The organism is Synergistales bacterium (assembly GCA_021736445.1).
Classification (GTDB): domain Bacteria; phylum Synergistota; class Synergistia; order Synergistales; family Aminiphilaceae; genus JAIPGA01.
The window spans coordinates 1-15,934 of the sequence record JAIPGA010000055.1 but is presented as its reverse complement, the minus strand read 5'-3'; the positions used below and the strand labels follow the sequence as shown (position 1 = coordinate 15,934).

General features: G+C 66.6%; 11 protein-coding genes. 10 read left to right on the top strand and 1 reads right to left on the bottom strand.

The features are described 5' to 3' along the window. From K9L28_08505 to trpA, 10 genes are all read left to right on the top strand, one after another. On the top strand, positions 1-455 hold a 455-nt coding region (locus K9L28_08505), incomplete at its 5' end, for a hypothetical protein (protein ID MCF7936367.1). A 620-nt stretch (positions 456-1,075) separates the two neighbouring features. Continuing rightward, on the top strand, positions 1,076-2,680 hold the full coding sequence (locus K9L28_08500) for a response regulator (protein MCF7936366.1): 1,605 nt from the start codon (positions 1,076-1,078) through the stop codon (positions 2,678-2,680). A 164-nt stretch (positions 2,681-2,844) separates the two neighbouring features. Further along, positions 2,845-8,124, top strand: a complete 5,280-nt coding sequence (locus K9L28_08495) for a PAS domain S-box protein (GenBank protein ID MCF7936365.1) — start codon at positions 2,845-2,847, stop codon at positions 8,122-8,124. Between the two features lie 367 nt (positions 8,125-8,491). After that, positions 8,492-10,024, top strand: a complete 1,533-nt coding sequence (locus K9L28_08490; protein MCF7936364.1) for a chorismate-binding protein — start codon at positions 8,492-8,494, stop codon at positions 10,022-10,024. Then, the gene (locus K9L28_08485; GenBank protein MCF7936363.1) at positions 10,021-10,590 is read left to right on the top strand and encodes an aminodeoxychorismate/anthranilate synthase component II; all 570 of its coding nucleotides are present in this window, start codon (positions 10,021-10,023) and stop codon (positions 10,588-10,590) included. Before K9L28_08490 ends, K9L28_08485 begins: the two co-directional genes overlap by 4 nt. A gap of 52 nt (positions 10,591-10,642) precedes the next feature. Then, complete coding sequence (gene trpD / locus K9L28_08480) at positions 10,643-11,671, top strand: anthranilate phosphoribosyltransferase (GenBank protein ID MCF7936362.1); 1,029 nt, start codon at positions 10,643-10,645, stop codon at positions 11,669-11,671. Then, a complete protein-coding gene (locus K9L28_08475) occupies positions 11,668-12,432 on the top strand; it encodes an indole-3-glycerol phosphate synthase TrpC (protein MCF7936361.1) in 765 nt (254 codons plus the stop codon). The genes trpD and K9L28_08475 overlap by 4 nt, the downstream gene beginning before the upstream one ends. Next, positions 12,429-13,076: a phosphoribosylanthranilate isomerase gene (locus tag K9L28_08470; protein ID MCF7936360.1), complete on the top strand. Its 648-nt coding sequence runs from the start codon at positions 12,429-12,431 to the stop codon at positions 13,074-13,076. Before K9L28_08475 ends, K9L28_08470 begins: the two co-directional genes overlap by 4 nt. Beyond that, entirely contained in the window at positions 13,073-14,290 is a 1,218-nt protein-coding gene (trpB, locus tag K9L28_08465; GenBank protein MCF7936359.1) for a tryptophan synthase subunit beta, read from the top strand. Before K9L28_08470 ends, trpB begins: the two co-directional genes overlap by 4 nt. Then, positions 14,274-15,083 carry a tryptophan synthase subunit alpha gene (gene trpA, locus K9L28_08460; protein ID MCF7936358.1) on the top strand — a complete coding sequence of 270 codons (810 nt, stop codon included), beginning with the start codon at positions 14,274-14,276 and terminating at the stop codon, positions 15,081-15,083. Before trpB ends, trpA begins: the two co-directional genes overlap by 17 nt. Here trpA and pheA read toward each other — a convergent pair. Next, a partial coding sequence (gene pheA / locus K9L28_08455) for a prephenate dehydratase (GenBank protein MCF7936357.1) occupies positions 15,068-15,934 on the bottom strand: 867 nt, incomplete at its 5' end. The genes trpA and pheA overlap by 16 nt on opposite strands.

Here is a 15,934-nt window from a genome sequence, read left to right as displayed (position 1 = left end):
GCGACGAGCAGGCCGAAGGCATCACCCAGATCAACAAGGCCGTGGCCGACATGGACCAGGTGACCCAGTCCACGGCCTCCAACGCCGAGGAGTCCGCCTCCAGCGCCGAGGAGCTCAACGCCCAGGCCGAGACCATGCGTAACGCCGTGGTTCAGCTGCAGCAGCTTGTCTATGGAAGCGGTGCGGCAGCCATGGCAGGCACGGCAGCCACATCGCAGAAGAAAACAGGCGGCAGCACGCAGAAGCAGCAGAAAACACGCTCCGGCGACAGCCAGAATAACCAGCGGAAGAGCGAACAGAAAGGCACCAAACAGAAACAGCAGGGTCAGTCGGGCCGTTCCTCAGGCAGCGGCAACGGCGGCTCCAGGAAGCAGCAGGGTGAAAGCCATGGCGATTCCTCGGCCGTCTCACCAGAAGATGTCATCCCGCTGGATGACGGTCAGGACGAGTTTTAATCCACTGGAAGCCCGATGACGGAACGCTTCGGGAAGGCTGCACCGGAAGCTGAACGAAGGGGATGGTGGCGGAGCATTGCAGTTCCGCCGCCATCGCTGTCTCTTTTAAGGAGGGGCGTTCGCGCTCCTGTTGCAGAGCATTCACAATGCTCGAGATTTTTGACGTATTTTTTAGGCGATTTATAATGGCAAATCAAGCTATGACGCGAGCCGGGGTCTTTCTCAAGAATAACGACGGCGCCTTTAGTGTAGGACTCAGGTGCAGCTGACCCTGAGAGGCCCCCCGGCATACCGCCCTGCAGGGAACTTTTAGAGGAGAGGGTAGAAGCAGCATTCCGCGTTGCTTCAAGGAGCTGTCTCCATGCATGCAACGGGTGTGGGACGGTGGCTTCTGATGAGAGCCGGGTGCTGTGTTCTCCTTTGCGAAAAGCGAGGGGAGAGCCCGGGAGTTCAGTCGTGGGAGTGTCAACCGGGACGTGGGCATTCATTGATCGAGCACACAAACAGGGAATGAAGGAAGGTCTAAAAAGATAGAGCGCTGTACGGCCGTTTGCCGTGTCGGGGCGGATGCTGCGCCCTTCGCGGAGCTTGATCTGCAGCTTGAAGCAGCAGGATACAGGGTGCACCGCAACCAGACCGCCGCTCCGGAGGGGCAGGGACAGGGGTGCCCGACCTGGTTCGTCTGTGCAGAAGACGCAGATGAAGGCCTGGAGTGGCTGCATGAGCTCATCGCCGGACACAACGCCTCCGGGGTTGTGCTTGCGGCCTCGGAGGAGCGGGACGATCACTACGATACGGCCGCCGCCTACGGTGTCCCCCTTCTCTTTCCCCCCTTTACGCAGGCCAAACTCCGGTGGGCTTTCCACTCCCTGCCGCCGGGACAAAAGCCTGTACAGGGCGCCGGGGAGCCCTCCATCCACGGCGTCACTGATACGACACCAGGTGGAGAACCGGAAAGGAAGGGTGCCGGCCCCGGTCGTGCGGTGGATACCGGGGATGTCCGGAGGCTGCAGGAAGAGCTCCGGATCCAGCGGGACCGGGCGTGGAAGGCCACCCGTGCGAAGAGCGATTTCCTCGCCAACATGAGCCACGAGATCCGCACCCCCCTCAACGGCATCGCCTCTCTGCTGCAGCTGCTGGAAGAAGAGGGGCTTGAACAGAGCGAGCGCAAAGACTACGTTACGATGGCCCTCGGCTCGTGCAGGCGGATGCAGACCCTCCTGGGCGACATCCTGGACCTCTCCTGCGCAGAAGTCGGCAAGCTCGCCTTCAGAGAAGAACAGGTTTCCGTGCAGAGCGTGGTGGACGGCGTGGGCGAGCTCTTCCTGCCCAGCATCCGGCAGAAGGGGCTCCGGTACAGCTGCCGGGTGGACCGCCACATCCCGCAGCGTGTCGTTACCGACGAAACCCGGCTGCAGCAGGTGCTTTCCAACCTTCTTGACAATGCCGTCAGATTTACCGACAGGGGCGAAGTGGCCATCTCCGTTGCACTGCTTCAGTTCTATGAAGGAGAGGCCACCCCCTGCTGTGAGCTGCGGTTCACCGTCAGCGACACCGGTCCGGGGATGGATCACCGCAGACAGGAGCAGGTCTTTGACGTTTTCGAGCGCAGTGAACAGATGCGCGTCCAGGGTAATGAGGGACCGGGGCTCGGCCTTCCCATGGTCAAGCGGCTCGTGGAACTCATGTGCGGCACCGTTTCCCTGGAGAGCGCTCCCGGGGCAGGGACGGCCTTTACCGTAGACATCCCCTTCCGCATTCCTGTGGACGAAAAAAGCGTCGAAGAGCGGAACGAGCCGATGCGCGAGCGAGCAGCCGCCGCCGGAGACGGTGGGAGAAGGCCGGGGCCGTCGGTGCTCTTCGCCGAAGACGAACCAGTCAACAGGCTGGCCGTGCGGAAGCTTCTGGAGCGTGCAGGCTACAGCATCACAGAGGCCTGCGACGGCCAGGAGGCGCTGCACCATCTCGCCGAAGGAACCTTCGACTGCGCCCTCATGGATATCAAGATGCCCGTGTTCAGCGGGCTGGAGGTGCTCGACCGGGTGCGGAACGATCCTCTCTATGCCCACGCCGCCGACATGCCCTTCATCGCCCTCACGGCCTACGCCGTCGAAGAGGAGCGGGATGCCTTTCTTGAAGCAGGGATGGACGACTACCTGGCCAAACCGGCGGACAGGCGGCAGCTGCTGGATATGCTGGGCAGGTACTGCGGCAGGGGTTCCTGAGGGAGGAAGGCCCGGATACGCTCCGTGCACACAGGGGGAAGTACCGTGTATCATACATGTGAAAAAAGAGTAAGAAGTATGCCGTTATGGGGCGCATCGTTTTCTGTGAACGCGAAAAGTCCTGTTGCAGCACGGGTGTTGCATTCTGTTGGGGAGTGAGAATTATGGAGGAGATGTGCAGGGAGATCATCGAACAGTCTTCATCGGGGTATGCCTATCACAGGATTGTGGCGGACGGCGACGGAGTGCCTCGGGATTACGAGTTTCTCGACGTGAATGCCCGCTTCGAGGAGCTTACAGGGCTTTCGAGGAGCGCCATTCTGGGGAAGCGTGCCACAGAGGTGCTTCCCGGCCTGCGGGAGGGGGAGTTCGACTGGGTGGCCTTCTACGGCGCCGTCGCCCTCGGCGGAAGGACGGAGGAGTTCGAACGGTATTCGGAACCCCTGGGACGGTACTATCGGGTTCGCGTCTTCGCCCCGCAGAGAGGGTACTTCGTCACCGAGTTCCGGGATGTCACCGGCGAGGTCCGCTTCGCCGAAGCATCGAAGGAGCTGGTGCACTGTCCGGATGACGGTGGGCACGACGCCCCCTGCCGGATCGCCGGGGAGATGGCCCGTCTCGCCGGGGCGGACTGCGTTCTTCTGAACCGTTTCGGGGAAGCGGCGACGGCCCGGACGCTCGCCGTAGCGGGGGAGCCGGAGCTGATAGACGCCCTGCGGTCCGGATTCGGCCGCTCCCCGGAGGGCGCGGAGTGGTCCCTTCCCCCGGAGCGGGCCGAAGCGGTCCGGCACCCGGTGGTCCGGTTCCCCTCGGTGGGTGATTTCTTTCGATCGCTTCTCCCTCCGGAGCGGGCGGAGGCCCTGGACGCGGCCTTCCCGGGACATGCGGTCTGGACCGTGCGGATCGAGGGACAGGAGCGGCTGCTGGGGTATTTCGCCCTCTGGATGCCCAGGGCGTGGACCCCCCGCCTGGGCACCCGTCTTCCGGAGCTCTACGCCCAGGAGGTGGGGCTTTTCCTGGAGCGGCGGGAGACGGAAGAGATCCGCAAGGAGAACGAGCAACGGCTGGCCCTGGCCATGGACACCGCCGAACACGGCTTCTGGGACTGGAACCTCGACACCGACGAGGCCTACTTCAGCCCCCGCTACTTCACCATGCTGGGCTACGAACCGGGGGAGCTTCCCATGACGAAAAAGACCTTTGTCACGCTGATGCACCCGGAGGACCGCAGGCATGTGCTGCCCCGCATCCAGCGCCAGGTGGAACAGGCGGAGCCCTACGAGGAGGATTTCCGTCTGCGCTGCAAGGACGGCTCCTGGAAGTGGATCTCCGGCCGGGGCAGAGGCTACGATTTCACCGACGACGGCCGGCCCAACCGTGCTGTGGGGGTGCACGTGGACATCGACAGCCGCAAGCGGACGGAGCTGCTCCTGCAGGAGCGGGAACGGGAGCTCCGGGAGGCCCACCGCATCGCCAGGATGGGGCGGTGGGACTACTTCCACAGGGAAGACCGGCTGCTGTGGACGGAGACCATCTTCGAGATCTTCGAGATCGACCCCGGGCGGTTCGCCGCTTCCTACGAGGCCTTCTTCGATGCCATCCACCCCGACGACCGCGAACGTGTCTCCCGGGCCTTCGACGAGGCCGTGGCGGAGGGGAAGCCCTACCGGATCGAGCACCGTCTCCTGATGGACGACGGCAGGGTGAAGTGGGTCACCGAGCGGTGCTCCACGGAGTATGACGAGAATGGTGCGCCCTCCCGTTCGGTGGGGATCGTGCAGGACATCACCGAAACCAAGGAGTTCCAGGAGGTTCTGCAGAAGAGCCGGGAGCAGCAGAAGCTCCTGCTGGACAACATCAAGACCCAGGTCTGGTATCTCGACGGCGAGCACAGCTACGGCGCCGTCAACCGCGCCCACGCCGCCCTCTTCGGGCGCACACCGGAAGAGATGTCCTTTGCCGACATGTACGACCTCTTTCCGCCGGATGTGGTGGAGGTCTGCCGGGAGGGCAACCGCGAGGTCTTTGCCACCGGGAGACCCGTTTACAGCGAGGAGTGGGTCCCCGATGCCGAGGGCAGACAGCGGCTGCTTTCCATATGCAAGTCCCCGCAGCTGGGGGACGACGGCAAGGTGGAGACGGTGGTCTGCTCAGCCGAGGACATCACCGACCGCAAGCTGGCCGAGGAGCGGCTGCAGTCCAGCGAGGAGAACTTCCGCACCTTCTTCGAGACCATCGACGACCTGATCTTCGTGGCCGACGAGGAGGGGCGGATCTTTTTCACCAACAGGGCCGTGCCGGAGAAGCTGGGCTACAGCCGGGAGGAGCTTGCCCGGATGCACGTGCTGGATGTGCATTTCCCGGGACAGCGGGAGGAGGCCGAGACGATCTTCGCCGACATGTTCGCCGGGAAACGGGACGGCTGCCCCCTGCCGCTGCGGGCCAGGGACGGTTCGGCGCTCCCGGTGGGGACCAAGATCTGGTTCGGCGACTGGGACGGCACGCCCTGCATCTACGGCATCAGCAAGGACCTCTCGGCGGAGCAGGAGGCCCTGCAGAAGTTCAACAGGCTCTTCCAGCGGAACCCGGCCCTCATGGCCGTCAGCACGCTTCCGGAGCGTAGATTCACCGAGGTGAACGATGCCTTCCTCGAGAAGATGGCCTACAGCCGCGAGGAGATCGTCGGCAGGACATCCGACGAACTGGGGATCTTCGCCGAGCCGGAGAAGCAGAGTGAGATCGCCGATTCCCTCCGGCAGGGCGGCTATGTCCGCGATGTGGAGCTCAAGGTGCGCACCAAAGACGGGCGGCTTCTGGACGGGCTCTTTTCCGGCGAGATCATCGAGAGCCAGGCAAAGGAGTACTTCCTCACCGTCATGACCGACATCACCGCCCAGAAACAGGCCGAATCGCGTCTCGCCGACGAGGTGGAGCTCCAGATGCTGCTCATGCGGATCTCCTCCCGGAGCATCAACATCACCGACGAGACGGGGCGACGGAATATCAACGACTCCCTGGAGGAGATCGCCCGCTTTGTGGATGCCCATCGGGCCTACATCTTCGACTACGACTTCGAGCATGGTACCACCTCCAACACCTACGAATGGTGCGCTCCGGAAGCGGAACCGCAGATCGACAGGCTCCAGGAGGTCTCCCTGGAGGGGATCCCCGAGTGGGTGGACCGGCACAGGGCGGGCGAAGCGATGATCGTGCCCGATGTGCAGGAGCTCCCGAAGGGGCGGCTGCGGGAGCTCCTGGAACCCCAGGGGATCCGGAGCCTCGTCACCGTCCCGATGATGCAGGGGGAACACTGTGTGGGCTTTGTCGGCCTGGACTACGTCGGCGAACCCCGGAGACTGACCCAGCGGGAAGGGCGTATGCTGGCGGCCTTCGCCCAGATCGTGGTGAGTATCCAGGAGAAAATGGCGGCCCAGGAGGAGCTCATGGCCGCCAACCGTTCGCTCCAGGAGGCTACGACCCGGGCCGAGTCGGCCAGCAGAGCCAAGTCCGACTTTCTGGCCAATATGAGCCACGAGATCCGCACCCCCCTGAACGGGGTGATCGGCTTCGCCGAGCTGCTTGAAGGAACAGCCCTCAGCGACGAGCAGAAGCAGTACGTCAGAAACATCGTCACCTCCGGCCATTCCCTGCTGGGGATTATCAGCGACATTCTGGACTTCTCCAAGATCGAGGCCAGCAAGATGGAGCTGGACGAGGTGGAGACGGATCTCATCGGTCTGCTGGAGGAGAGCGTGGACATTGTGACCTACCGGGCCGGAGAGAAGGGCATCGAGCTGCTTCTTGCCGTCGATCCGGCCATGCCCCGCTACGCCACCGTCGATCCGGTACGGCTGCGGCAGATCCTGGCCAACCTGCTGGGCAATGCCGTGAAGTTCACCGAGGAGGGCGAGGTGGAGCTCGCCGTTGCCTACCGGGACGCCGGCGACGGAAGGGGGGCCTTCGCCTTCTCCGTCCGCGACAGCGGCATCGGCATCTCGGAAGAAAACAGAAAGAAGCTCTTCCAGGCCTTCACCCAGGCGGATACCTCCACGACCCGGAAATTCGGCGGGACCGGCCTTGGGCTGGTGATCTCCAACCAGCTTGCCGAGAAGATGGGCGGGCGTATCGAGGTGGAAAGCACCCCCGGCGAGGGGAGCCGTTTTTCCTTCACCATCACCGTTCCCTGCCGGCGGGGCGAACCGAAGGGGGATGTCGTCGCCGGGATCGGTCCGGTGCTGGTGGTGGACGACAACGCGGTGAACCGGCGGATCCTGCGGGAGACCCTTGCACGGTGGGGTGTCCAGGCGGAGACGGCCGCCGACGGCATGGAGGCCCTGCGGAAGCTCGACGAATCCGACAGCTACGGTCTTGTGGTCATGGACTACCACATGCCCTATATGGACGGTTTGGAGACCACGGCGAAGATCCGGGGCGCGCTGGGGCTCTCCGAAAAACGGCAGCCTGTGGTGATCCTCTACAGCTCCGGCGAGGACGAACAGGTGCGCCGGCGCAGTCGTGAGCTGGGCATCCGCCACCGGATGCTCAAACCCGCCAAGCCCGACGAGCTCTACCGCATGCTGCTGCGGGCGGCGGGGAAGGAAAAACCGGAAGCCGGAACGGGGGAGGAACCCGCTGCGGAATCTGGAACCGTTGTCGCGACAGCCGGAGGCGGGCCGCCGAGGATCCTGGTGGCCGAGGATGTGGGGATGAACCTGGCGCTGATCAGAGGGCTTCTGGAACGGGCCCTTCCAGGCGTCGAGGTGCTTACCGCCGCAAACGGCCGCGAGGCGGTGGAACAGGCCCGGGAGCAGACCCCCTCGCTGATCCTGATGGATCTGCAGATGCCCGTGATGGACGGCTACAGCGCAGCCGGGGCGATCCGTGACGGGGAGAGCGAAGGGGAGCATGTGCCCATCGTCGCCCTCACCGCCGCGGCCACCACGGAGGAACGGGAGCGCTGCTTCGAGTCCGGTATGGACGGCTATCTCTCCAAACCCATCCATCGCCCCGCTCTGACTGAGGCATTGCAGCGTTTCCTCGGCGGCGGAAGCGGGGAGGAGGCGTCGGAGGGGGAGAACGCGGCGGAGCCGCCGGAGAATGCCTCTTTCCATTTCGACAGAGAGCGTTTCCGAAACGACATGACCGGCGATGACGACGGGCTCTTCCGGGAGCTGCTTGCCGTCACCCTGGAGGAGTTCCCGCAGAAACTGGAGGAACTCCGGAACGTCGTCGCGCAGAGGGAACCGGAAGCGATCCGCACAGCCGCCCATACCATCAAGGGGGCTGCCGCCAACATGTGTTTCCTCCGCATGGCGGAGCTCGGCAGAGCACTGGAAGAGGATGCCGACGACCCGGAGAAACCGGAGGCCTATGACGCCGCGATCCGGGGGGAGTGGGAGATCCTGGAGGGTATGCTGCGGGAGCAGGCGATCACAAAGCCCTAAGTCAGCAGAGGTGAGGCGATCTCAGTCCCGGATCGAGGTGACAGTACCGCTGTCCGGCTCCAGTTGCGGAAAAAGGGATTGACAGCCTGTCCGGTGCGGCGTACAATCCACAACAATTCCCCGATGCGGAGGAGTGTGGAGCAATGAAGCGATGCATGGCAATACTGAACTGTTGGTGGCAGACCTTCTAGTCTGCCGCCAAGCGCCGTAGCAATCGCACGTCTATAGATCTGCGAGAGGCCTTGGAGGTGGATCCCCGTGATCCTTCTTTGAGGTCTCTCGTGTTGTCTGTGGGGAGGGACCTGTCGAGGTTCCTCCCCGCTTTTTTTGTACCCCGGTCCGGCCGGGAGAAGTGCGGAGGTGAGCCATGACGAGCACGGCAGCACGAGAACGGGAAGGCATGTTCCACCGGGAAGCCTTTCTTGAGATGAGCGGACGCTACGATCTGATCCCCCTGGTGCAGGAGATGAAAAGCGGCGGGCGGACACCGCTGTCGCTCTACCGCCGTCTCAAGGCGGGGCGGGAGCGCAGCTTTCTTCTGGAAAGCGGAGCCGGCGACGGCGTGGAGGGGCGCTACTCCTTCATCGGCGTGGAGCCGGAACGGATCTTTCTGGCCGGGGCCGGGGGGTGCCGGGTGCTGGACGGATACGGGCATCCCCTGAACGGAGAGCCCCGGGGACGGTCGCTCCGGGAGGCGCTGGAGGGGTACCTCTCCTGCCGGCGGCCCGCTCTGGAGGGGCTGCCGCCCTTCGCCGGCGGTGTGGCGGGGTACTGGGGCTACGGCATGGTGGAGGAGTGGGAGACCCTCTTCCACGAGAGCGGCCGGACCCTGATGCCGGGGGATCTGCCCCGGGCGGTGCTGATGGGCTTTCCCACTGTGGTGGCCATGGATCACAGGCTGGAGCGGATCCAGCTGATCCACAATGTCGCCGTGCCGGATGGAGCGACCGGGGAGGAACGGGAGGGCTGCTACCGGCGGGGACGGGCGCGGCTGGAGGATCTGGCGCGCCGCCTCGACGAACCCACCGGGGAATCCCCTGGAGGGCCCTTCTCGCTGGGGGGGATGGAGCCCCACATGCCGAAGGAGACCTTCCTGGAGATGGTGCGGAGAGGGAAGGAACACATCCTCGCCGGCGAGGTCTGCCAGGTGGTGCTCTCCCAGGCCTTCTCGGCGGAGACGGACCTGCCGTCCCTCCATATCTACGAAGCGCTCAAAGCGGGCAATCCCTCGCCCTACCTCTTTGTGCTGGACCTGCCGGAGTGCGAGCTGCTGGGCTCCTCGCCGGAGGTGCTGGTGAAGGTGGAAGGCGGGCGGGTCACCACCCGTCCGCTGGCGGGCACCCGTCGGCGGGGCGGATCGCCGGCGGAGAACGAGGCGCTGGCGGCGGAGCTGCTGGCCGACGAGAAGGAACGTGCCGAGCACCTCATGCTGGTGGATCTGGCCCGCAACGACCTGGGCCGTGTCTGCGGGACCGGATCGGTCCATGTCACCGAGCTGATGGGGGTGGAGCACTACTCGCAGGTGATGCACATCGTCTCCCAGGTGGAGGGGACCAGGCTTCCCGCGTTGAGCGCTCTGGATGTGCTGGCGTCGACCTTTCCGGCGGGCACGGTCTCGGGGGCGCCAAAGATTCGGGCCATGGAGCTCATCGAGGAGCTGGAGGGGGTTCCCCGCGGGCCCTACGCCGGGGCCGTGGGCTACGTGGGCTTCGACGGCAATCTGGACAGCTGCATCACCATCCGGACCATCCTCCGGCGGGGAAACCGGGTCACCGTCCAGGCCGGTGCGGGGATCGTCTACGACTCGGTCCCCGAGCGGGAGTACGAGGAGACCCGAAGCAAAGCGGGGGCGCTCTTCGCGGCCCTGGAAGCGGCGGGGAAGGGGTGTGGTCTGCAGTGATTCTGGTGATCGACAACTACGACTCCTTTACCTACAACCTGGTGCAGTATCTGGCGGTCCTCGGCGAGGTGGCGGTGGCCCGCAACGACGGGATCTCCTCGGAGGAGATCGCCGCGATGGCCCCCAGCCATATGGTGATCTCCCCGGGGCCGGGGACGCCCGACCGGGCGGGGGTTTCCGAGGCGGCCATCCGCGCCTTCGCCGGGGAGATCCCCATCCTGGGGGTCTGTCTGGGGCACCAGGCCATCGGGGAGGTCTTCGGCGGGCGGGTGGTCCGGGGCGAGGCCCCCTGCCACGGCAAGGTGTCGGCGATCACCCACGGCGGCAGCCGGCTCTTTGCGGGGATGCCGCCGTCGTTCAGGGCCACCCGCTATCATTCGCTGGTGCTGGATCCCGGCAGTTTCCCCGCCGAACTGGCGGTGACGGCCCGCACCGGCGACGGAACGATCATGGCGCTGGAGCATCCGGTGCTGCCGCTCTTCGGGGTGCAGTTCCACCCCGAGTCGATCCTCACCGAGGGCGGCATGGCGTTGCTGCAGAATTTTTACGGACAGTCTGTTGCCTGAACGCTACAGACAGGATTGACGAGAGCAGGATTGACGAGAGGAGCTGAGTGTGATGTTGCAGAGACAGCTGGAGAAGATCATGACCAGGGTGGACCTGACAGACAGCGAGATGGCCGGGGCTATGGAGGCCATCATGGACGGCACCGAAGCGGAGGCCCAGGTGGCGGCCTTTCTGGCCGGTCTCCGGGTGAAGGGGGAGACGGTGGCGGAGATCGCCGGGGCGGCCCGGGTGATGCGGGAGAAGGCCACTCCCCTGTGCATCAGGCGGTCGCCGCTGCTCGATGTGGTGGGAACGGGCGGCGACATGGCGGGCACCTTCAACATCTCCACGGCGGCGGCGCTGATCGCCGCTGCGGCGGGCGTGGCGGTGGCCAAGCACGGCAACCGGTCGGTCTCCAGCCGCTGCGGCAGCGCCGATGTGCTGGAGGCGCTGGGGATCCCGCTGCTCGGCTCGCCGGAGGATGTGGCGGCCTCGGTGGAGACCACCGGCTTCGGTTTTCTCTTTGCTCCCTTCTTCCACAGCGCCATGAAGAATGTCGTTCCCGTGCGGAAGGCGCTGGGACTGCGGACGGTGTTCAACGTGCTGGGGCCGCTGACCAACCCGGCGCGGCCGGACTGCCAGCTCATGGGGGTCTTCGCCTCCGAACTGGTGCGTACCATGGCGGAGGTGCTGGGGCGCCTCGGCGTGGAGCGGGCCATGGTGGTCCACGGCCACGGCGGACTGGACGAGCTCTCCTTGAGCGGGGCCAACCGGGTCTGCATGCTCGATGGTGGAGCGGTGCGCGAGATGGAGCTCCATCCCGGCGATGTCGGGTTGCCCGGCGCCGAACCGGGCTTCGCCGCCGGCGGGACGGCCGATGACAACCGGCGGATCGTCGAGGCGGTCTTCCGGGGGGAGCGGGGACCGAGGCGGGATGTGGTGGTGCTGAACGCTGCAGCGGCGCTCTACACGGCCCGGCGGGTGGACTCCCTGGAAAAGGGGGCCCGGATGGCCGAAGAGGTGATCGACAGCGGCCTTGCCGCGGCCAGGGTGCGCACCGTGGCGGCCTTCGCGGCCGCCCGGCAGGAGGGAGCGGCATGACCCTCCACCGCATCGCTGCGGAGAAGCGGCGGGAGGTGGAGAGGCTTCGGGCGCCGCGACGCTCCCTGGCGGAGGCCCTGGGCGGTGCCGGCCTCTCGGTGATCGCCGAGATCAAGCGGGCCTCCCCCAGCGCCGGGGCGATCGCCGCCGGGATCGACCCGCGGGATCAAGCGGCGGCCTACATCAGGGGCGGAGCCGATGCGCTGTCGGTGCTCACCGACGGGCCCTTCTTCGGAGGAAGCGGAGCGGACCTTCGCAGCCTGGCCGATCAGGCCGGCGGGGAACGCCGGGTGCCGCTGCTGCGGAAGGATTTCCTCGTCGATCCGCTGCAGATCGAAGAGAGCTTCTTCCTCGGCGCCGACGCGGTGCTGCTCATCGCCGCGCTCCTGGAGGGCCCCCGCCTCGGGTCGATGCTGGCGCGGGTGCACGAACTGGGGATGGAGGCCCTCGTGGAGGTCCACGACGAGGCGGAGCTCTCCCGGGCGCTGGAGGTCCCCGCCGGGGTGATCGGCATCAACAACCGCAACCTGCGGGATTTCACGGTGGACCTCTCCGTCGCCGAGCGCCTCATCGCCGAAATGGAGCGCCTCGGTGCCGGAGAGGGCCGTGTCGTCGTCGCCGAGAGCGGTGTGGCGACGGCGGAGGACGCCGCGCGCCTTCGGGCGGCCGGGGCCGACGCGGTCCTGGTGGGGGGGATGCTGATGCGCGCCGCCGACCCGGCTGCGGCTGTGGGTGCGTTGAAGGGGGTGCCGCAGCGATGACGCGGATCAAGGTCTGCGGTCTCACGCGGAGAGAGGATGTGGAGGCCGCCGTGGCGCTCGGTGTGGACGCCCTGGGGTTCATCCTCGCCGGGAGCCCCCGGCAGGTAACGCTGGAGCGGGTGGCCGACCTGGTGGAGGAGATCCCGCCCTTTACGGCCACCGTGGCGGTGGTCCGCAACCCGGACCGGGAGGAGCTGCAGCGTGTGACGGCGAGCGGGCTCTTTACGCACCTCCAGTTCCACGGCGACGAACCGGGAGAGCTGATGGCCGCCCAGCCTCTGGCGACGATCAAGGCCTTCGGCATCGCCTCGGAGGAGGACATGCGCCGTGCCGTCGCCTGCGCGGGGGCGGACTATCTCCTCCTGGACACCAGGGCGGGCGGAAAGAGCGGCGGAACCGGCAGGGCCTTCCCCTGGGAGCTGGTGGAGGCGGCGCGGCCGGTACGCCCCTTTATCCTCGCAGGCGGACTGGGGCCGGAGAACCTGGAGGAGGCCCTCCGGCGCTGCCGGCCCGCCGCGGTGGATCTGAACAGCCGGGTGGAAAGGTCGCCGGGCGTCAAGGACGGAGAGCTGCTGCGCCGTGCCGTAATGGTGGTTCGGCGGGCGGGAAACGACGAGATGGAGATGGGGAGGAGAACGCAATGAAGCGTGTTGTCGATATGCCGACCCGGGAACGGACATCCTTCGGGGGGCGTTATGTGCCGGAGACGCTGATTCCGGCGCTGGACGAGCTGGAGAGGGCCTACGAGGCCCTCCGGAGCGACGGGGGGTTCCAGGGGGAGTTCCGGGACCTGCTGCGGCGGTACAGCGGACGGCCCACGCCGCTCACCTTCGCCGGCCGTCTGACCGAACATCTCGGCGGGGCGAGGGTCTATCTCAAACGGGAGGACCTGAACCATACCGGGGCCCACAAGATCAACAACGCCCTCGGTCAGGCGCTGGTGGCCCGCCGGCTGGGGAAGCGCCGGGTGATCGCCGAGACCGGCGCCGGACAGCACGGCGTGGCCGCCGCCACGGCGGCCGCACGCTTCGGCATGGAGTGCGCCGTCTTCATGGGCCGGGAGGACATGCGCCGACAGGCCGTCAACGTGGACCGCATGCGCCTGCTGGGGGCGGAGGTGATCCCCGTGACCAGCGGCAACGGCACCCTCAAGGACGCTACCAACGAGGCCATCCGCCACTGGGTGGCCCGCGTGGAGGACACCCACTACATCATCGGTTCCGTGGTGGGGCCCCGTCCCTACCCGGCGATGGTGCGGGATTTCCAGCGGGTGATCGGCGACGAGACCAGGCAGCAGGTGCGGGAGATCGAGGGCCGCCTGCCCGATCTGCTGGTGGCCTGTGTCGGCGGCGGCAGCAACGCCATGGGGATCTTTCATCCCTTTCTGGAGGACCGGGAGGTGGCGATGATCGGCGTGGAGGCCGCCGGACGGGGCGTCGAAACAGGCGAGCACGCCGCCACCCTCGGCGCGGGGAGTGTCGGTGTGCTCCACGGGAGCCGCTCCTACCTGCTGCAGACCGACGACGGCCAGGTGATCGAGGCCTACTCCATCTCGGCGGGGCTGGACTATCCCGGCGTGGGGCCGGAGCACAGCACCCTCAAGGAGTCGGGGCGGGTGGCCTACACCGCCGTTACCGACGCCGAGGCCGTGGAGGCCTTCCAGCTGCTCTCGCGGCTGGAGGGGATCATTCCGGCGCTGGAGAGCTCCCATGCCATCGCCCAGACCGTCAGGACGGCTCCGGCGATGCCGCGGGAGAGCCTGGTGGTGGTCAACCTCTCCGGACGGGGCGACAAGGACATGGCCTCCGTGCGGGACTATCTCGAAGAGGAGGGAAACCCCCATGGCGGGACTGACTGATGTCTTTACCGGCAAAACGGCGCTGATTCCCTACATCACGGCCGGTGATCCCGACCTGGCGACCACCCGCCCGCTGGTTTCGGCTCTTCAGGAGGCCGGGGCCGATCTGATCGAGCTGGGGATCCCCTTCTCGGACCCCCAGGCCGACGGCCCTGCGATCCAGGCGGCGGGACAGCGGGCTCTCCGGGCGGGAGCGACGCTGGAGGGCGTGCTGGAGCTGGTGCGGGACCTCCGGGGTGATGTTACGGTGCCGCTGGTCCTGATGGGCTACTACAACCCCATCCTCCGCTACGGCGAGGAGCGTTTCGCCGCGGATGCCGCCGGGGCCGGCGTATCCGGCGTGATTGTACCGGATCTGCCCTACGACGAAGGGGAGGCCTTCTTCGATATGCTGGCGTCCTCCGGTGTGGCTGGGATCCTCATGGCTTCGCCCAATGTCTCCGAGGCCCGGCTGGCGGAGATCGGCCGCCGGGCCCGGGGCTTTGTCTACTGCGTTTCTCTGCTGGGGATCACAGGCCAGGAAGGCGGTCTCTACGGCCCGATGGAAGACTACATCCGTCGCGTGCGGCGGCATGTGCCGCTCCCCCTGGCCCTGGGCTTCGGCATCGACGGGCCGGAGAAGGCGTCAGCCGTGGCGCCCCTGGTGGACGGCGTGGTGGTGGGCAGCGCCATTGTCCGGCTGGTGGAGCGTTACGGCGGCGATCCGCAGCGCCTGGCCGACGAGGTGCGGGCCTTCACGACCGCGCTGCGCGACGCCGTCGATGCAGGTGCGGTGGTCTACCCGCAGGGGTAGGAACCGAGCACCCGCAGCCGGAAGCAGCGGGAACGCATGGATTCGATGGTCTGGGCCACCGGCTGTTCCTCCAGGTGGCCCTCCAGATCCACGAAGAAGAGATACTCGAAGGGGTTGCCCGGCAGCGGCCTGGACTGGATGAGCATCAGGTTCAGGCCCTCCTCCCGCACCGGATCGAGAGCGTAGAGCAGCGAGCCCGGCGTGTGGGAGACCACGAAGAGCAGGGAGGTCTTGTTCTCCGGGCCCGCGGCGGCCCCTCGGCGTCCCACCACCCAGAACCGGGTGGTGTTGTGGGCTTCGTCCTGGATGTTCTGCGCCAATGCCGGCAGGCTGTTGGCCTGGGCGGCCAGTTCGCTGCAGACGGCGGCGATGCTGCTCTCCGCAGCGGCCGCCCGGGCGGCCGCGCTGGTGGAGGCCGCAGGTGTTCTGGGGATGCCCGGCAGGTGGCTGTCCAGCCAGCGGCGGCACTGGGCCAGCGCCTGAGGATGGGAGCGGACCTCCCGGATCTCCTTCAGATCTCCTGCGTGGGTCCCGAGAACGTGACGGATGGGCAGCCGGATCTCCCGGAGCACCTGCAGCTCCGGGGGCGAGGCGGCGAAGGCGTCCAGCGCGGCGTAGACCACCCCTTCGATGGTGTTCTCCACGGGCACCAGGCCAAGCTCGGTCTCCCGGTTTTCCAGTGCCCGGAAGACCTCCCGGGGGCCGTCGACGAAGTGGAGGTTCGCGCCGTGCCCGACGGCCTTCAGCGCCGCCTGGTGGGAGAAGGAGCCTTCGGGCCCCATACAGGCCACGCCAGGCGGGGACTGAACGGCCCGGCAGAGGGCGATGATCTCCTGCTGGATGGCGGCGAG